The 17,451-nt window shown below is 56.7% G+C and carries 21 protein-coding genes; 10 read left to right on the forward strand and 11 right to left on the reverse strand.

Going from position 1 to position 17,451, the window contains the following annotated elements:
- Together RDL77_RS11630 and RDL77_RS11635 are read right to left on the reverse strand one after the other, a co-directional pair.
- On the reverse strand, nt 1-770 hold a 770-nt coding region (locus RDL77_RS11630), incomplete at its 3' end, for a S41 family peptidase (protein ID WP_288192924.1).
- Nucleotides 760-2,097, reverse strand: coding sequence for a murein hydrolase activator EnvC (locus RDL77_RS11635; RefSeq protein WP_374042707.1), 1,338 nt, complete (start codon nt 2,095-2,097; stop codon nt 760-762). The genes RDL77_RS11630 and RDL77_RS11635, both read right to left, overlap by 11 nt.
- 374 nt (nt 2,098-2,471) lie before the next feature.
- Here RDL77_RS11635 and RDL77_RS11640 point away from each other — a divergent pair, with 374 nt between their 5' ends.
- Entirely contained in the window at nt 2,472-3,191 is a 720-nt protein-coding gene (locus RDL77_RS11640; protein WP_288192926.1) for a glycosyltransferase family 2 protein, read from the forward strand.
- On the opposite strand, the gene RDL77_RS11645 is transcribed toward RDL77_RS11640, so the two are convergent.
- From RDL77_RS11645 to RDL77_RS11655, 3 genes are all read right to left on the reverse strand, one after another.
- Nucleotides 3,133-4,578, reverse strand: coding sequence for a glycosyltransferase family 39 protein (locus tag RDL77_RS11645; protein WP_288192927.1), 1,446 nt, complete (start codon nt 4,576-4,578; stop codon nt 3,133-3,135). The two genes, RDL77_RS11640 and RDL77_RS11645, sit on opposite strands and share 59 nt — an antisense overlap.
- 195 nt (nt 4,579-4,773) lie before the next feature.
- Nucleotides 4,774-4,938: a DUF1328 domain-containing protein gene (locus tag RDL77_RS11650; protein ID WP_223613788.1), complete on the reverse strand. Its 165-nt coding sequence runs from the start codon at nt 4,936-4,938 to the stop codon at nt 4,774-4,776.
- Between the two features lie 87 nt (nt 4,939-5,025).
- Nucleotides 5,026-5,820, reverse strand: a complete 795-nt coding sequence (locus RDL77_RS11655) for a response regulator (protein WP_223613787.1) — start codon at nt 5,818-5,820, stop codon at nt 5,026-5,028.
- A 166-nt stretch (nt 5,821-5,986) separates the two neighbouring features.
- On the opposite strand from RDL77_RS11655, the gene RDL77_RS11660 reads away from it, so the two are divergent.
- Both RDL77_RS11660 and RDL77_RS11665 read left to right on the forward strand, forming a co-directional pair.
- A complete protein-coding gene (locus RDL77_RS11660) occupies nt 5,987-6,190 on the forward strand; it encodes a NepR family anti-sigma factor (RefSeq protein ID WP_223613786.1) in 204 nt (67 codons plus the stop codon).
- A gap of 11 nt (nt 6,191-6,201) precedes the next feature.
- Nucleotides 6,202-6,753, forward strand: a complete 552-nt coding sequence (locus RDL77_RS11665) for an RNA polymerase sigma factor (RefSeq protein ID WP_223613785.1) — start codon at nt 6,202-6,204, stop codon at nt 6,751-6,753.
- Here RDL77_RS11665 and RDL77_RS11670 read toward each other — a convergent pair.
- Entirely contained in the window at nt 6,736-7,155 is a 420-nt protein-coding gene (locus tag RDL77_RS11670) for a hypothetical protein (RefSeq protein WP_288192928.1), read from the reverse strand. The two genes, RDL77_RS11665 and RDL77_RS11670, sit on opposite strands and share 18 nt — an antisense overlap.
- Before the next feature lie 141 nt (nt 7,156-7,296).
- Here RDL77_RS11670 and RDL77_RS11675 point away from each other — a divergent pair, with 141 nt between their 5' ends.
- Both RDL77_RS11675 and RDL77_RS11680 read left to right on the forward strand, forming a co-directional pair.
- Nucleotides 7,297-8,052: a Crp/Fnr family transcriptional regulator gene (locus tag RDL77_RS11675; protein ID WP_223613783.1), complete on the forward strand. Its 756-nt coding sequence runs from the start codon at nt 7,297-7,299 to the stop codon at nt 8,050-8,052.
- Nucleotides 7,985-9,523 carry a sensor histidine kinase gene (locus RDL77_RS11680; protein ID WP_288192929.1) on the forward strand — a complete coding sequence of 513 codons (1,539 nt, stop codon included), beginning with the start codon at nt 7,985-7,987 and terminating at the stop codon, nt 9,521-9,523. Before RDL77_RS11675 ends, RDL77_RS11680 begins: the two co-directional genes overlap by 68 nt.
- A gap of 7 nt (nt 9,524-9,530) precedes the next feature.
- Here RDL77_RS11680 and RDL77_RS11685 read toward each other — a convergent pair whose 3' ends face one another.
- A complete protein-coding gene (locus RDL77_RS11685; protein WP_223613781.1) occupies nt 9,531-9,752 on the reverse strand; it encodes a hypothetical protein in 222 nt (73 codons plus the stop codon).
- Between the two features lie 222 nt (nt 9,753-9,974).
- On the opposite strand from RDL77_RS11685, the gene RDL77_RS11690 reads away from it, so the two are divergent.
- Nucleotides 9,975-11,429, forward strand: coding sequence for a sensor histidine kinase (locus tag RDL77_RS11690; protein ID WP_223613780.1), 1,455 nt, complete (start codon nt 9,975-9,977; stop codon nt 11,427-11,429).
- On the opposite strand, the gene RDL77_RS11695 is transcribed toward RDL77_RS11690, so the two are convergent.
- The 4 genes from RDL77_RS11695 to RDL77_RS11710 form a co-directional block, all read right to left on the reverse strand.
- Complete coding sequence (locus RDL77_RS11695; protein WP_288192930.1) at nt 11,409-11,855, reverse strand: hypothetical protein; 447 nt, start codon at nt 11,853-11,855, stop codon at nt 11,409-11,411. The two genes, RDL77_RS11690 and RDL77_RS11695, sit on opposite strands and share 21 nt — an antisense overlap.
- Nucleotide 11,856: 1 nt before the next feature.
- A complete protein-coding gene (locus RDL77_RS11700) occupies nt 11,857-12,195 on the reverse strand; it encodes a YqjD family protein (RefSeq protein WP_223613778.1) in 339 nt (112 codons plus the stop codon).
- Nucleotides 12,196-12,321: 126 nt separating this feature from the next.
- Nucleotides 12,322-13,194: a PRC-barrel domain-containing protein gene (locus RDL77_RS11705; protein WP_288192931.1), complete on the reverse strand. Its 873-nt coding sequence runs from the start codon at nt 13,192-13,194 to the stop codon at nt 12,322-12,324.
- Between the two features lie 224 nt (nt 13,195-13,418).
- The gene (locus tag RDL77_RS11710; protein WP_223613776.1) at nt 13,419-13,577 is read right to left on the reverse strand and encodes a DUF3309 family protein; all 159 of its coding nucleotides are present in this window, start codon (nt 13,575-13,577) and stop codon (nt 13,419-13,421) included.
- 326 nt (nt 13,578-13,903) lie between these two features.
- On the opposite strand from RDL77_RS11710, the gene RDL77_RS11715 reads away from it, so the two are divergent.
- The 4 genes from RDL77_RS11715 to RDL77_RS11730 all read left to right on the forward strand — a co-directional run bounded on the left by RDL77_RS11715 (nt 13,904) and on the right by RDL77_RS11730 (nt 17,446).
- Nucleotides 13,904-15,760 carry an AI-2E family transporter gene (locus RDL77_RS11715; RefSeq protein ID WP_288192932.1) on the forward strand — a complete coding sequence of 619 codons (1,857 nt, stop codon included), beginning with the start codon at nt 13,904-13,906 and terminating at the stop codon, nt 15,758-15,760.
- A 252-nt stretch (nt 15,761-16,012) separates the two neighbouring features.
- Nucleotides 16,013-16,204, forward strand: coding sequence for a CsbD family protein (locus RDL77_RS11720; protein WP_223613774.1), 192 nt, complete (start codon nt 16,013-16,015; stop codon nt 16,202-16,204).
- Nucleotides 16,205-16,329: 125 nt separating this feature from the next.
- Nucleotides 16,330-17,136, forward strand: a complete 807-nt coding sequence (locus tag RDL77_RS11725; RefSeq protein ID WP_288192933.1) for a transglutaminase family protein — start codon at nt 16,330-16,332, stop codon at nt 17,134-17,136.
- Between the two features lie 67 nt (nt 17,137-17,203).
- Nucleotides 17,204-17,446 (forward strand): hypothetical protein, encoded by a 243-nt coding sequence (locus RDL77_RS11730; protein WP_288192934.1) that lies wholly within the window; start codon nt 17,204-17,206, stop codon nt 17,444-17,446.
- The last annotated feature ends 5 nt before the right edge of the window (nt 17,447-17,451 follow it).

The raw sequence follows: 17,451 nt of genomic DNA on the forward strand, positions 1-17,451 counted from the left end.
AGGAAGGCATCGGAGACGGCAACCGCCTGGTCCAGCAGGCCGCCCGGATTGAGGCGAAGATCGAGCACGAAGCCCTTGAGCTTGTCGGCGGGAACCTTGCTCTGGATGTCCTTGATCGCCTTCTGCAGGTCTTCAAAGGTCTGTTCGGTGAAGGAAATCACCCTGACATAGCCGACATCGTTCTCGACGCGGTACTTGACGGCCTTCACCTTGACCACGTCGCGCACGATGGTCAGCTTGATCGGCTTGTCGGCGCCCTGACGGATCAATGTCAGCTCGATGGGGGTGTTGACATCGCCGCGCATCTTGTCGACCGCATCGTTCAGCGACAGGCCGCGGACATCGGTTCCGTCGATCTGCGAGATATAATCGCCGGCAAGAACACCGGCCTTGGAGGCAGGGGTGTCTTCGATGGGGGCAATGACTTTCACAAGCTCATTTTCCATCGTGACTTCAATGCCAAGGCCACCAAACTCGCCCTTGGTCTGCACACGCATATCCTGGGCCTGGTCGGCGTTCATGTAGGACGAATGGGGGTCAAGCGACGTCAGCATGCCATTGATGGCGCTTTCGATCAGCTTCTTGTCATCCGGCGGCGTCACATACTGGTTGCGCACCCGCTCAAAAATATCGCCGAAAATCGACAACTGCTTGTATGTGTCAGTGCCCGCAGCTTCTGCAACGGTTGTGGGCAGTGCACCCTGCACAACCACCATTGCCGTTGCACCCAACAGGGCTCCGGCCATGAGAAGCGTTAACCTACGTATCATTTGTGGTCCTTCCAGCGAGCCTATCCGCCCACCAGGGAGCGGGATTAACAGGTTTTGTATCTTTTCGGAACTCAATGTAAAGCATTGGCGCTCCATTTCCCAACGGAACGGTGCCGGTACTCGCAACAAGTTGCTCGTTCATCACACCAACCGGCTCTCCCGCCAAAACAAACTGATTCTGCGAAACATTGATTCTCTTCATTCCTGCCAACACGACATGATAGCCATTGCCGGCATCCAGGATCAAGAGTTGGCCATAGGAACGAAAGGCGCCAGCATACAGCACCACGGCGTCCGTGGGCGCGGTAATTGTTGCGCCTGCCGGGGTTTCCAGCGTGTCGCCCTGAACGACACCGCCCAATCCGTCCTCGTCGCCAAAATGCCGAACCAGTTTTCCGGCACCCGGCATGGGAAGATGTCCCTTCAGCGAGGCAAAATTCACCTTGGCTGACAGGCGTTCCTGGTTGGAGGCGAAATTGTCGGCCCGCTCCTTGCTGGCTGCAAGCTTCTGTTCTTCCTGCTGGTTCGCCGCGCTGGCTGCCTTGCGCGCCTCTTCCATGTCCTGTTCCATCGAGGCGATCAATTCGCGCAGGGATGTCGCCCGCCGGGCCAGTTCTTCCGCCCGCTGCTGTTCGGCCTTGCGCGTTTCCTCGGATGTTGTCTGCAGTTTCTGCTTTTCGGTCAAAAGCAGATCGAGGCGCTTCTTTTCCTCCGCCTGTCCTGACAGGGAAGCGGTCAGACGGGTCTGCTCATCGGAAATCGATGTCCTGATCCGCGAGAGCTCCTTGAGATCGGCAATCAGCACTTCCGTCTGTTCGCGCATTTCCGGAACGACAGCGCCCAGCAAGACGGCGCTGCGGACCGACGCAAGGGCATCGTCAGGGCGAACGAGGATGGCGGGGGGCGGATTGAGCCCCATGCGCTGCAAGGCGGCAAGGACCTCAGCGAGCGCCGCGCGCCGGCCCTTGAGAGAGAGCTTTATTCCGTCTTCCCGTTCATGCAGATCGGTCAGCTTGTCGCCGATAGCGGCTATATCTTCAGTCAGTTTTTTCTCGGTCTTGGCCGACTGGATCAACGCGGCCGTCAGGGTGGTCTGATCCTTCTTCAGATCGGCAATTTCCTTGTCGAGGGAAGCCAGGCGATCAGCAGACAAACTGATTTGGCCGGTGAGTTCGTCCAGTTGTTTGACGGTTTCAGCGCGCTTTGCGTCGACCTGTTCCTGCGCGTGCACCGGCGAAACGCAGGCAAACAGCAGGACAAGGAGGCCAGCACCCATGCGGGAACTCTTCCTTGAACCAATGATTGCATCTGTAACCCGAAAATGCATATGCGGACCGAAATGAATTAAGATTAGAGCCCGACAATAGGAAGACTTCGATTAATGAACTATTAACCATAGAGCATCCACGCGGGATATTAACGTGATGCTAGCATTTTAGTGCCGATCGGGATGGCGGAATTACGACGTCAGCTTCACTCTTGCGTGAAACCGCGGCGGGATCAGCCGGTATAAGGGGAAGCGGTTTCCGTTCGAAGCGAACATTTGTTTTGCTTTCTCCTTTTGAATGCTATGGGAACGGGCAGAGAACGTATCGAACATCCTGACGCATTGCGCCGATGCAATGATCTTTCGAAGCTGACCGGCATGACCGGATTTTGATCGTAGTGCGGAAGGTTCACCTTGGTTTCTGGATTTTTCAAATGACCGATCTGTCAGTCGTAATTCCTGCGTATAATGAATCCGGAAACATCGGCGCCCTTGTCACCGAGATCAATCAGGCTCTTTCGGGTGTGGTCAGCTATGAGATCTTGATCATCGATGACGGCTCGAATGACGGCTCGGCGGAGGAAGCGTTGAATGCGGGTCGCCACGTTCGCGTGCTGCGCCATAAAAACCGCACGGGCAAATCCAGGGCTCTTGTCAGCGGTTTTCAGGCCGCAAAGGGACAATGGATCGCGACGCTGGACGGTGACGGGCAGAACAATCCGCTGGATCTGGCGCGCCTCTGGCCGCGTATTGCGCAATCCCAGCCTGCGCTGTTTGCCGGGGTCAGAAAACGCCGCAATGACGGGGTCGTGAAGTTGCTGACATCGAAATCCGCCAATTTCATCCGCAAGCGCCTTCTCAGGGACAATTGCCGGGATGCGGGGTGCGGATTCAAAGTCCTGCCGGCGTCCGTGGCAAGAGGGCTGCCCTACTTCGACAACATGCACCGTTTTCTTCCCGCCCTCTCGATCCGGGCCGGGCTGACTGTCGTCGAAGTTGATGTGGAGGATCGTCCCCGGCTGGCCGGTGTCTCCAAATACGGGTTTTTCGATCGCGCTGCGGTTGCGTTTCTCGACACTGTGGGTGTCTTCTGGCTTATCCGCCGATACTCTGATCCGGCAGGGGTAAGTGAGATGAATAACGCTGAAAGCTGAACGTCCTGATCTGGCCGTTGAAGTTTCTCAATGGGCTGTCAACGCGGGTCATGGGGCCGGTCGCGGCCGCATCGGCGGGCAGGAGTTCGAGCGTTTCTTTATCCGGTGCATCGCCGCCCTCCCAGACAAGGACGATATCGTCGGCCTTGCCGCTTGCCGGCGGCCAATGGAGCTGCACGGCGATGTTGGCAGCGTCATCCTGCCGCTTCGCTGCTATCCGTGCTGGGGTTGAATTTTGCTCGTGAATGGCATTGGCAACCGCATCGAATGGTATCGATAGGCGATCGTCACCGAACAGCAGCACAATGGCGAAGGCAACGGGCGCCAATGCGTAGAAGCCGCCGGATATGATCAGCAGGTTTCGCGCGCCATGCTTTTGCGGAAAGTACAGCGCCAGCAAAATGGCAGTCGGTGCCAGAATGGGTGCCATATAGCGCTCTGCGACGGAATGGTAGTCGGCAAAAAAGACGATCAAGCCAAAGGCCGTCAAACCGAGTACGACGGTACGGAACAGGACTTTCCTGACGTCAGTGTCTCCGTCCGGAGCGGGTTTTGGATCGTCCTGCCAGCGGCCGACCAAAAAGATCACAAGAGCCGGGCCTGACCAGAGAAAGGTCGAGATGAAGAGACTGAGAAGCCCGTCCACCCCAAACCCAGGAAGATCAAAAGGCTGGAGCATCGGGATCAGGTGGTTGAGCTTGACCATTCGGCCGGCTGTCGCAGCCAGGGGTGCATTCAAGGAGGCCAAGGCCACAGGGCTCATGGCAAGCAGGAAAATGCCAAGGGATATCAATGCAGGTCTGCAGAAAATCTGACGGCGAATGGTCCTGTTGAGCGCGCAGGCGATCAGAAAGCTGAACAGGAACATGAAGAAGTTATACTTTGCCAGCCCGCCAATGGCGGCCCATAGACCAAGCCAGACATAGGCGCGGTATCCTCGTCCCGATCGGATCAGAGCCAGAGCATGGATCGTGCCGATGGATGCGACGATCACCAGAAGCGTATGCGCCGTTGTCTGGATCGACATCCAGACAATCTGCGGCAGAAGGGCGGATGCCGCCAGGGCCAATACCCCGGCACGGTCGCCGCCCAAGCGGCGTGCGGTATCGAATGAAAGCCAGTGATAGAGGCCAAGCAGGCAAAGACGAACCAGAACCGTCGCAACAACCCAGTTCCAACCGGTAAGATCGAGGGCCAGCCGCACCAGCCAATTGTAAAGCGGCGGGTGCGAATTGCCGTAAATCCAGGAAAAATCAACCGATCCGACAAACTGGGCTTCATCGATGTCGAGGAATGGCGACAGTGCCAGCCTGATCGCGATAAGGCCCGCTGTGTAGCATAGTATTGCAAGGGGGATTCGCCGGGCGAGGCAGGTCCAGTTGATCATCGGGCCGTCCAGTTTCAACGCTGCATGGAATCGAGAGGTGAATGCAGCCTGACCGTCAATTTCACATGTGTCGTATCCCACTACAACCAAGTGCCGGTCGCTGCAATGCTACAAATTTCCAATGAGAAACCGCGCCAATAAACAAAGGCCACCGGCTTGATGCCGGCGGCCTTTCACGCATTCAAATTCCTGTGACTATGCCTTGCGAAGCAGACCGGCGATCAAGGAGACGAGCAGCAACGCCAGGAACACAAAGAAAACAATCTTGGCTATCCCGACAGAAGCCCCGGCTATTCCGCCAAAGCCAAGTGCACCGGCCACGAGGGCAATAATAAGAAACACAACCGCATAATATAGCATTATCAACTCCCTATCCTGTTGCATGCACAACGATCTCGGGGGTGCCTTTGTTCCATGCGGCAGCAGGTGCGAATGCTTTGCCGGCTCCTATGCCTTTGCCTTGCTGCTTTCCTTGAAGAACAGCGCCTGTGTAATCAGGGCTTTGACCATGTCAGGGTTGAAGGGCTTGGTGACAAGGAAGGTCGGTTCCGGCCGCTCGCCGGTCAGGAGCCGCTCAGGAAACGCTGTGATGAAGATCACGGGAACCGCGTCCTGGCTCAGGATGTTGTTGACCGCATCGATGCCTGAACTGCCGTCGGCGAGCTGAATGTCGGCAAGAATCATGCTCGGATGTGTTTCCGCATAGAGTTTCACGGCCTCGTCGCGGGTACGGGCGATACCGACAACCCGATGACCCAGACTTTCCACCATATGTTCGATGTCCATGGCGATCAGCGGTTCGTCCTCGATGATCATGATATCGGTGGCGATCTGCTTGGAGATGCCGACGGAAGCCTCGTCGAGGAGAGCATAAAGCTCCTGCTCGTCTATATCGAGAATATCGAGGGTTTCAGCCTGGCTGAAGCCTTCAAGGCTGATGAGAAGGAAAGCCTGACGCGCGCGGGGGGCGATGGCCGTCAGGTTAGCCGCTGCGTGCTTTTCCCAGCCGAATTCCGATTGCAATTCGAGCGGGCGGACATTGACGGAATTGAAGTGCTTGATCAGCAGCTTGTAGAGGCTGACCCGGTCAGAGGTGGCTTCAGGAAAAAGGGAGACATCGCTGATAAGGATTTCGAGCGTCGCCGCTACATAAGCATCGCCTGATGATTGCGACCCGGTAATGGCGCGGGCGAAGCGGCGAAGATAGGGCAGATGTGGAGCGATCCGAGTGGACAATGACATTATGGTGATTTCCCGTTCCCGTTTGGGCATTGAAGACTAGTACGAACCAAAACACATTGGCGAAAAAAAAGTTCCCTGGCATGGAACTTTTCCTTCTCCAGGGGATTATCGACATTAATGTGCCTGCCAAAAGCTTTTGCGACGAACGACCAGCAAAGATAGTAGAATGAACGCCAACAAAAGTATCTCAGACGGCTCCGAAAAGGGTCGTGTCCGCCGCCGCGACGTCAGAAACGCGGAATCAGAAATTGGTTTGAAGCTGCGTGCGCTTTATGCCTCCGTACAGGAGGAGGAAATACCGGCACGTTTCCTCGACCTTCTGGAAAAGCTCGACGAAGCTGAACGTAACCATGCTCAGTCGTCAAAATAACAGGCGGTCGAATGGTACATGAATCCCCTGATTTCAAGAGAAATCTGATTGCGTCCCTGCCGAAGCTGCGCGCATTCGCAGTATCGCTGATCGGCAATCCCGACCGCGCGGATGATCTTGTCCAGGACACGATCATGAAAGCGTGGGCCAAGCAGGATTCGTTCGAGCCCGGCACCAACATAAAGGCCTGGCTGTTTACGATCCTGCGCAATGAATTTTATAGCCAGATGCGCAAGCGCGGGCGCGAAGTGCAGGACTCGGATGGCATTTTCACCGAACAGCTTTCGGTGCATCCCTCGCAATACGGCGCGCTTGATCTGCAGGATTTCCGCAAGGCTCTGGAAAAGCTGCCCGACGATCAACGCGAGGCAATCATTCTTGTCGGTGCGTCCGGCTTTTCCTATGAAGAGGCGGCGGATATCTGTGCATGCGCCGTTGGCACAATCAAGAGCCGCGTCAGCCGTGCAAGAACACGGTTGCAGGAACTTCTCGATGTCCAGGGAGAGGTTGATTACGGCCCAGACTCCATTTCCACGCAGGTAACATCAAACAAGTTCGCCTGACGCGCCGCCTTCTTTTGCCGGCAGTGTTCTCGGAGCCATTCTGGCAAAAGCGGTGGTGACGGCTTGCAGGATCTGGGTCTTGCCATAGGGCTTCAAAACCACGGGAACATCGGCAAAACCGGCAATGCCGCTCCTTTGCTGATCATAGGCGGTGGCAAAGACGACGGGAACGCCCCGTTGCAGCATGAGGCTTGCGGCGTCCAGAGAGGAGGTGCCGCGTGCCTTGACTTCGAGAATGGCGATGTCGCATGGCGGCTGGCTCTCAATCCAGAATAGAAGCTCTGCAACGGTCGAGACGACATGAACGGATTTTGCGCCACATTCCTCCGCAATGCGCTCCAACTCGAGTGCGATCAGATATTCGTCCTCCAGAACCAGAAGTCGCTTGCCGGTCAATTCCATATCAACTGCTCCTAAAAGCAGTGCTTATGCGCTGAACGGAATAGGGTGTCATTTAACTATGACATGTCGAACGCGAAGAATTATCGGTCATTTCAATGGCAGCATGTTAGCGTGCTCAACAACTCTTAATTGAGAAATCAAATGAAAACAGCAACAGCTTCAGCAGTACGGCAATTCCCCTGCGAAAAATGCCCCTTGCAGGATTTCCCGCATTTCCAACCGCACGACAAGGACGAACTGGAGTTCCTGTCGGGCTTCAAGACGGGCGAGCTTGTTGCCGATGCCGGGACGACATTTCTGGTCGAAGGTGCCAACAGCGCGCACCTTTTCACGGTTCTGTCCGGCTGGGCGTTTCGCTACAAAACACTGGAAGACGGCCGCCGGCAAATCCTCAACTACGTACTGCCCGGCGACCTCATCGGGCTGCAGGGATCGCTGATGAAGGAGATGCAGCACTCCATCGAAGCCATGTCGCCCGTGATTTTGTGCGTTTTCCAGCGTGACAAACTCCCCAACCTTTTCCGCACCTTTCCAAGCCTTGCCTACGATATTACCTGGCTGGCGTCCCGCGAAGAACAGATGCTGGATGAAATCCTGCTCAGTGTCGGGCGTCGCACCGCATTGGAGCGCGCGGCCTATCTGTTTGCCTTCATTTTTCAGCGTGCCAAGTCGGTCGGCATGGTCAAGAACAACAAGCTGTTTGTGCCGCTGAGACAACAGCACGTTGCCGATACGCTCGGATTGTCCATCGTGCATACGAACAAGACGCTCAAGAAACTAGCGGCGCGCGGTGCTTTGCGATGGGTTGACCGGGGCTGTGAAGTCCTCGATGAAACGACCCTTCTGGATATATCGGGATGGCAAGGTTTGCCGAAGCTGCCAAGACCCTTTATCTAGTTCGTGTATATGGCGGGCCGAGCATACGAGGCCTGTTTTGGCAGGAGCAGTGCAGTTGGTGCAGTGGCGCAGAGTTTTGGCAGGTTTTTCGGAGAGACCCCGGCGCGGGTTGGCCATCATCATCTCGCTTGCCCTGATCATCACCGCTGCGACGTCGACCATCATCCTGACCCGCGGCTTCAACAACCAGATGGACGACGTCATTGCCACCTACCGGGTCCGGGAGCAGGCGGATGGCGCACTCGCCCTCTTGAACGAAGCGCATACCAGTCAACGCGGTTATCTCCTGACCCAAAACCCCGCCTTCCTCGATCTCTACCGTGCGGCCGCATCCCACCTTGCCGAATCGCTGAATACGCTGAACGAGATGACAAGAGGCAATCCCCGGCAACAGGCCATTGTCAGCCAAATTCAGGATTTGGCGAAGCAGAAGCAGCAAAAGGTCGAAGCGGCCATATCGATGTCTCTTGCGGGGAACAACAGCGAAGCTCTGGCTTCACTCGGTTCCGATTTCGGCATCGGCCAGATGGATGAAGTCAGGAAAACCATCAACAGTTTCCTGGGTGAAGAAGATCGTCGGCTTATTGCCCGCAACATAGCCATGGACAAGTTGCGCTTTTGGCTGACCATTGCCTCGATCCTGGCCCTCGCAGGTGCACTGATACTCGCCTATATCCTTGCCAGCCGCACCAAGCGCTATGTGCGCAAGCTGACCGAAGGTCAATCGACGCTGCTTTCTGAAAAATCGCAACTGGAAGAAATGGTTCAACTGCGCACCGCCGAGCTCGAAAAGGCGATGCTGATTGCCAAGCGGGAGAGAGCGCGCGTGGAAACGCTCCTGCAGGATTCCGATCATCGCATCGGTAATTCGCTGGCGACCGTGTCATCGCTTCTTGGCATCCAGATGCACGGCGTTTCGTCAGACGAAATCCGAGTGGCCCTCGGCGCGGCGCGTGATCGAATCCAGACGATTTCTTCGGCACACCGTCGGCTCCGGCTGGGAAAGGATCATGAGACCGTTCGGGCCGATGAATATTTGCCGGAGATTATGGCCGACATCAGGGAAGCGCATTTTCACGGCCGGGATATCCGGATCGAAGCCCATTTCGAACCAATTGATCTGAGCTCCCGGGATGCCACAACCCTCGGTATCATTATCGGTGAGCTGACGATGAACGCGATCAAACACGCATTTCCGCATAGTCGCGCGGGGTTGATCGAAATCGGCCTGCAGCGCGATGCCCACGGCATTATAGCCCTCACCATTGCTGACGATGGCATCGGCATCCAGAAAAAACTCCACAAGCGGGCGACAGGTTTGGGCTCCGTGATCGTCGCACAGCTCTGCCAGCAATTTGGTGGTGCGGTGACCTATGGCGCCAAAGATGGTGGCGGCACGATCGTGACGGTCACGTTCCCCTCCCTTCACAGTGCAGCTGCGCCCGAAAATGCGAAGGCGGAAGACGAATGAGTGGCAGTCAGAGGGTTGCCGCCCCGGTTTCCGGCATGTCGGCGTTCAGCTGTTCCAGCGCAAGTTCGATGTCGCGCAAGGTCCGGGTGGAGCCATCCTCATTGTCCATTCCGCCTTCCGTCGCTGCCCGCTGCAATCCTCTGGCTTCGCTGAGCAGTTCCCGCAGCTTTTCGATTTTCACGGTCCTGTCCAGACTATTGTCCGATAGAATGTCCTTCGCGTCGCGCATAGATTTCTCCTTTGCATTCTTCACGCAACAGAAACGACGGGCGCTATTAAATGTTCCGGGCGGGGAACAAAGGGGTATGCGTTGCGTTGATAATCGAAGCTGTTTCAACGTTAAGAGTAAGGACGGCTCGATGAGGGGCGTCATGTGACTATGAAGTCAGACCAAATTTCAGAAAACATGTCAGGATTTCTGTCAGAGCCCGCTCGTCTGGATGCTGTTTCCGTGCTGAGCGGCCTTGAATTTCAGCCTGAAAGCGAGCTTCACGGACTGGCCTCCCTGGCCTTGTCATTCTCGAATGCCGATGTTGCGCTGATCGTGGCGGTCGGTGAGACGCAAATCCGGATACTGGCGCAGGCCGGAAACGCGCCGGCGGGACGCACCGATTTCTGGGCATTCGGCGCAAATGCGCTGGTCCTGCCAGAGGGAGAATCGCTGGTCGTTCCCGATGTGACGGCAGACAAGCGATTTTCCGGGGGTGTGGCGGGCTCGGCCGGCAACGATGTGCGGTTTGTTGCAGCGACGCCGGTCGAGGTTGGTGGCGCGCGTGTAGCTGCGCTTGTCATCGCCTCGGCGCAGCCCGGACAAACGGCAAGCACGCTGCTGCAATCCCAGTTGAAGCAGGTGGCCAGGCTTGCCGGTTCCTTTCTCAAGATGAAGTGCGATGCACAAAGCAATGTTCGGTCCATCGAAACCCTGAACAGGGATGAACTGCGCCATGATATGGCACTGGAAGTCGGGAATGTCGGCAGCTGGGTTTGGGACCTGAAGACCGGAAAATTCACCGGCAACAAGATGGCTTATTCCATGCTCGGCCTCAGCGACGACAAGCCGATAAGCGGCGAAGATGTTTTCCGCGCCATGCATCCGGATGATTTTCCATTGATGAAATCGGCGTTCACCCGCGCAATGGCACATAACCAGGATTACGTCGGCGAATTTCGCGCCGCATCCTCCGGTCAGTGGCTACTCGGACGCGGCCGTGTTTTTGAACGGGATGCCGCCGGCAGGCCGCTTGTAGCCGTTGGTGTCAATATCGATATCACCAGCACGCGAAATGCCGCCGAGAAAACCCGGCTGCTGTTGCGGGAATTGAACCACCGGGTGAAGAATACGCTGGCCATGCTGCAATCGCTGGCGCGGCAGACCTTGAACCGGACCTCGGATCCGGCGGAATTCATGGAGGCTTTCTCCGGCCGGCTGCGGGCGATCTCCGAGGCACACACGCTTTTGTCCGATCGTGAATGGAGCGGCATCAGTCTCGTTGACCTCATCACCAAGCAGGTCGAACCCTATGCGATCTATGATCCGGCCCAGGTCGTGCTGGAAGGCGAGGACATGATTCTCCCGCCCGATCACGCCTTGGGACTTGGCATCGCATTGCACGAACTTGCCACCAATGCGGCTAAGCACGGTGCGCTGTCCTCCGCGCGCGGCAGGGTGCGTGTGTCATGGCAGACGGAAACCGGGCTCGATGAATCCAGGGTTGTGATTCACTGGGTCGAATCCGATGGCCCTCGTGTCATACCTCCGGCCGCCCGAGGACTTGGCGAGCGGCTGATTGAACGCAGCCTGGACAAGGTTCTGTCGAGCAGTGTTCGGTTGAGTTACCCCGAAACCGGCATGGAAGTTCTGATTTCGATGCCGATAAAGGAAGGGTCAGCTGCTGTCGTTGGATGATGGTTTCTTCTTGGTGAGAAGCGAAAGTCCGGCAAAGGCGATGACCGGTACGGCCAGCATCAGCAACCCCCGCGATTTCAAGACGGTTGGTGCGGCGGCAAGTGCAGCGACGGTCAGTAGGGTTGATGTATCGACCTTTGACCGCTCGCGCTGCCGCTTGCGTGCAACCGTTTCAGCAACTTTCATGATGATGTAGGCCAGAAGCGCAAGGGCGATCGCGCCGCCGGCCAGGATCAGGGCTGAGTACAAATCGCCGAAATGCCGAGAAAGCGCGATATAGCCCGCGACGAGCAGGAAGACGCCGGCAATCGCCAGCAGAATGCCGATCAGCGCAAGGAAGACCGCACGGCGCTTTGCCCGGCTCACAGCGGAACCGAGCTCTCCAGAAACCGCACTGGACAGAAGGGGGGCCAGCAGTTTCAGCATGTCAGCGGCGGGCGATCAGAGCCAGAAGAAATCCCACGCCCGCAGCGACGGCAACGGTTGTCAGGGGGTTCTCGCGCACAGTCTCTGTCAGTTGATCCTCAAGCGCCTTGGCCTGGGACCGTATTTCATCCAGAGCGTCTTCGCCGCGTGCCCTGGCGTTCTCGAAGGTCGAGGATGCATTGCTGCTCGCCTCTTTTGCCGAGGTCTTGCCAATTTTGGCGAGTGTTGCCGCAATGTTCGCGATGTCCTCTTTCAACGCGGCAACCTGAGCTTGCAAATCCGGGTTGGACTCCGTTGCATCGTCCACGGCTTTGCGAACTTTCGAAGAAACTGACGCCATTAAAGGAACTCCTTGAGAAATATAAGTTTCATAGGGATTGAAACGCCTCACATGCGGGTTGGTTCCATGCGGAAGCGGAGACCGCTGCGTGAGCAGCGGTCTCCCGGCATTGGGCTGCAAACACTGTTATTCGGCGCTGCCGCGCAGCAGGATTTTCTCGCTGTCGGCTTTGTATGCTTCCTCGCTATAGGCGGGATGGGCCTGCAGCTGCTGCTTCGTGAAGGGGGTGTAGACGGCGATCTTGCCGTCCTTGTCCGACAAAAGGTCGAGATTCTCGATGGAAATGGCGATGGGTTTCTTGCCCAGGCCAAGGAAACCGCCGACGTCCACGACGAAGGCTTCCACCTGACCGTCTGGGGTCATCAACGCGTCACCCACGGAACCAAGGGTCTCGTCATCCGAGCCATAGACGGTCGTGCCGATCAATTTTTCCGCGCTGACGGCAGTTGCCGGTACAGCTTTCAGCCCGTCACGCGTCGCCATCGTGGCTTGCGGTGCCGGCTTGGCAGGCGCAAGAGACGGCTTCAGAACATCGGTCGCGGGGTGCCCATCGAGCAAAGCCGCCTTGTCAAAGGCAGGCGCCTTTTCCAGCTCTTCCTTGCTGGTGGCGATGACGAGCCAACGTGTGCCGTCCGCCCGGTCAGCCCAGGCCAGACCATCCAATCCAACGGCCACATCCTTCTCGCCGATGCCGACAAATCCACCAACGCCGATGATTGCCGCATCAGCCGTGCCATTGGCGTCAAGCACCAGATCTTTGACCGCGCCGATCGAGACCGAATCGTCCTTGGCTCCGTTATAGACTTTCTGCCCGATCAAGCCGGAAGCCAGGATTTGCCCGGCTGCAGATTCGACATAGCGCCCGGCATTTTGTGCCGGCTTGCTTTTGTCGTGGAAAATGCCGTGCGTTGCCGCTGAACCGGGTTCCTGGGCCTGGGCGAAACCGGATGTCGCCAGGACAGTGATCAAGGCAGTGGTCATCAAGAGACGTTTGGTCATGCGAATATGATTCCTGTATAATATCGTGATGTGAAGAAGCACCGGGACAATGGCCGGCATGAAGGCAGCGCCGCGCAACGTTCCTACGAGAGATAGCCGAGGAACCAGAGAATCAGGATGATCGGTAGTGGCAGGCCGATGAGCCAAAGTAAAACTCCACGCAGCATAGTGTGTCGATCCTTTCGTCAGGTCTGATCCGGGCAATCAGAGTTCAAACAGTTCCGTTAGATGCGGCCCAAAAGCAGCAAGATGAGCAGAATCACCAGGACAATCCCAAGCAAACCGGAAGGGCCGTAACCCCATGCCCGCGAGTGGGGCCAGCTTGGAAACACGCCGATCAGCGCCAGTATCAGAATGATGATCAGGATCGTTGTCACCGGCATTCTCTGCTTCTCTCCTTTGAGCGGCCCGATGTATTGAAAACTTCCGATATCGATTTTTGTTCCGGCCGCTGCAGCGTTTCGGTGCTGCTCCATGCAATGCGAAGGAACGGGTTGGCGTCGTTTTCGCAGGTCTTGGCGGGGGGCATGCAACCAAATTCAGCCGGCTTCGTTTCAGAGTGTCATTGAACGGAGAGGGATTTTCATGAATTCGGAGAAGCGGGCTGGTTATGCCGTCTGAGAATGTAAGGGAGGCGTCGCCGCGCGCCGTTGAGCGCGTCAGTCAAAGGTCAATTTATGCGCCTGCTCCTCCCGATACCGACGGGCGAATGCAGTTCCCGCCCATCATTGTGGCCATTGCAGTGGTCGCTGCGCTGTATTTTGCCCGGGATATTTTTGTCCCGCTGGCGCTGGCGCTGCTCTTGACCTTTGCCTTGTCGCCGCTGGTCACGCAGCTTCACCGCTTCGGTGTGCCGAAGATTCTTTCGGTTATCGCCGTGGTGCTGACCGCGTTTATCGCCATATTCCTGTTTGCCACGATTGTGGTTGGGCAGCTCACGGTTCTGGCGCAAAACCTGCCAAGCTACCAATACAACATTGAGGCAAAGATCAGGACCATCAAGGACGCGCAGTCCGGTAACGGTATTTTTGACCGCGGTGCGCGCATGTTCAAACGGCTCAATGAAGAAATAGGCCGCTCCGATGAAGTGGAGCGGTTTCCCGCACAAAACGGTGCGGGCACACAGGCACAACAACCTCCCGAGAACGTGACGCCGAACAATCAGGCAGAAAACAAGTCTCCCCTGGCGAAAGGTGATCCGGATAAACCCGTTCCGGTTGAAATCCGTTATCCGGCCCCGGATCCCCTGCAATTGCTGCAAACCGTCGCCGTGCCCTTGATTCAACCGCTGGCAACGGTCGGCATTGTCGTTGTCTTTGTCATCTTCATGTTGCTGCGGCGGGAAGATCTGCGTGACCGCTTCATCCGGCTTGTGGGAGCCAGCGACATTCACCGCACGACCACTGCATTGCATGATGCGGGGAAGCGGGTCGGGCAATATCTCCTGATGCAGCTTGTGATCAATATCTGCTTTGGTGTCCCGATCGGCATCGGCCTTTGGCTGATTGGTATCCCCAATCCGATGCTGTGGGGCCTTCTCGCCATCGCCCTGCGTTTCGTGCCCTATATCGGACCATTCATTGCCGCATCTTTCCCGCTCATGCTTGCGTTGGCGGTCGATCCCGGCTGGATGCTCCTGTTGTGGACCGCCGCCTTGTTCATCGTTCTCGAGTTGATCAGCAACAATGTCATGGAGCCGGTGCTCTACGGCTCGAGGACCGGGCTCTCGCCGGTTGCCATCCTGCTTGCGGCGATCGTCTGGACCTGGATATGGGGCCCGATCGGGCTCCTGCTTTCCACGCCGCTGACGGTCTGTCTCGTGGTGCTCGGGCGTCACGTGCCGCGCTTCGAGTTCCTGGATGTGCTGCTTGGCAACGAACCGGTGCTGTCACCGCCGCAACAGCTTTATCAGCGGTTGTTGTCCGGCGATCCCGACGAGGCGACGGAAAAAGCGGAAGACTATCTGCAGTCATCGGCGATTGCGGATTACTACGCATCCGTTGCTGTCCCTGCGCTGTTTCTCGCCGAACATGACCGGGGACGGGGCGTGCTGGATGCTGCGCGCCGCAGCCGCGTGGCACAAAGCATGATACGCCTTGTGGAAAATCTCTCGGAACATCAGGATATGCAAGGCGAGGACGGTGAAGATCATGTCGAACCGGCCGGGAGCGGGCGCAGCAAGAGCGAAGAGCCAAGGACGATCATTTCAGCGGGTGGGCGAGGCGATCTCGACGACGCGGCAGCGGTGATCATTGGCGATATCCTGGAGCGGGGTGACTTCGAGGTTCGCGACATCACGCATGACGAGCTTGAAGCCGTGAATATCGGCAAGCTCGACCTTGCCGATGCGAGTGCGATCTATATCAGCTATCTCAATATGTCTTCGGTGGCCCATGCCCGTTATCTCGTCCGCCGCATTCGCAGGCGGAATGCGCGCATCAAAATCATTGTCGGCTTCTGGGCCGAGGATGCGGGCACTGTTGAAGGTGACAAGATCGTTGGATCAAGCCGAAACTGCTATTTTGCCTCAAACATCGAAGCGGCAATCAAACAGGTTGCCGGGTGATATCCGAGATATTCGGGAAAGCCTTCCCGCGGATGGGAACCAAGATGACTCTGTGACGTTTCGCAGAAGCTGGTCACACGTTGACCGGCACGTTCAGAACCCGGTGCCTGTTCCCCCGTGGGCACCGGGTTTTTGCTTTGATCTGAAAAATTATCCTTTTAATTCAATATTTTAAGTATTCTCGATTTCACGGGAACCGGAAGCGTCACCGCCCGTTTACCTCTGGTGAGTGAACATTCAAGGAGTGTACCGATGGGTAGCACAGGTGACAAGATTTCCGGGCTTGCCAACAAAGCCGCTGGCAACATCAAACAGGCAGCGGGCAAGGTAACAGGCTCCAAGAAGCTGCAGGCCGAAGGCAAGGCTCAGGAACTGAAGGGCGATGCCCAAGAGATGAAGGGCAAGGCCAAGGATGCCGTGAAGAAGGTCGTTGACCGCGCTTGACTGTTCCTGTGGCTGAAGTTTGAACCGGCTCGCAATCGAGCCGGTTGCTTTTTGCGCAATAGTCTGTCGTGCTGAGCTGCGATTTTCAAAAAGCGATATTCTTATAGGTTGATGGGGATGTGTTCATGAGACTGAATGTCGGGTGTGAATTGCGTTTTGATTTTGTTCAGGAAACACCCTTGATTGCCATCTTGAACGTGCACCATTCGCGCGTCGAGGACATTGAAGGCATCGAGACATTCCAGTCGACATTCGGTTCGAGCGTCGACGGTTATCACGACCAGTTCGGCAACTGGTGCAACCGCGTCCTGGCTGCGCCCGGCCCGTTCATCTGTTCGACCAATGCGATTGTCCGCGATAGCGGTATGCCGGATCCTGTTGTGCTGGAGGCTGTTCAGCACCGCGTGCAGGACTTGCCTGCGGAGACACTGGTCTATCTCCTGGGCAGCCGCTATTGCGAGACGGATGTCTTGAGCGAAGAAGCATGGCGGCTGTTCGGCAATACGCCAGAGGGTTGGCAACGGGTGCAAGCCGTTTGCGACTACGTCCATAATCACATCACATTCGGCTACGCGTTTTCCAATCCGACACGGACCGCCGCATCGGGCTATGCGGAAGGCCGAGGCGTTTGCCGGGATTTTACCCATCTGGCCGTGGCTTTTTGCCGGTGTCTCAATATTCCGACGCGCTACAGCACGGGCTATATCACCGATATCGGTGTGCCGCCGCCCCATTCGGCGATGGATTTCTGCGCCTGGATGGAAGTCTATCTGGGTGGACAGTGGCATGCGTTCGATCCGCGCAACAACAAGCCCCGTATCGGACGGATCAAGGTGGCGCACGGAAGAGATGCGGCCGATGTTCCATTGACCAATATTTTTGGTCCCAATGTGCTGACAAAATTCACGGTTTGGGCTGAAGAGGCGGTGTGATATCCTGCTTTTTTCGCAACCTTCTCCGCTGCCAGCAGTTTTGACTGGTGATACATAGGAGGAAAGCATGAGCCAACGTGCGATTGATTTCGTCAATAGCTGGATAGAAGCCAATGTTCATGCCACGCGTCCGGCGGATATGGCGCATCATGATCCAAGGCCCAAACAACTGGTCGCCAAATGCACCGCCGCAGCGGAGGCTATCGGCATCTCGAAGGAAGAGATTCTGGATGGCTTGGGGGATCTGGAAATTTGCATGATCGCCGCCATTGACCGGGCTGCTTTGGCCAAGGATATCAAGCGGGCCTAGGCTGC

This window comes from uncultured Phyllobacterium sp. (assembly GCF_902479695.1).
Taxonomy (GTDB): Bacteria; Pseudomonadota; Alphaproteobacteria; order Rhizobiales; family Rhizobiaceae; genus Phyllobacterium; species Phyllobacterium calauticae.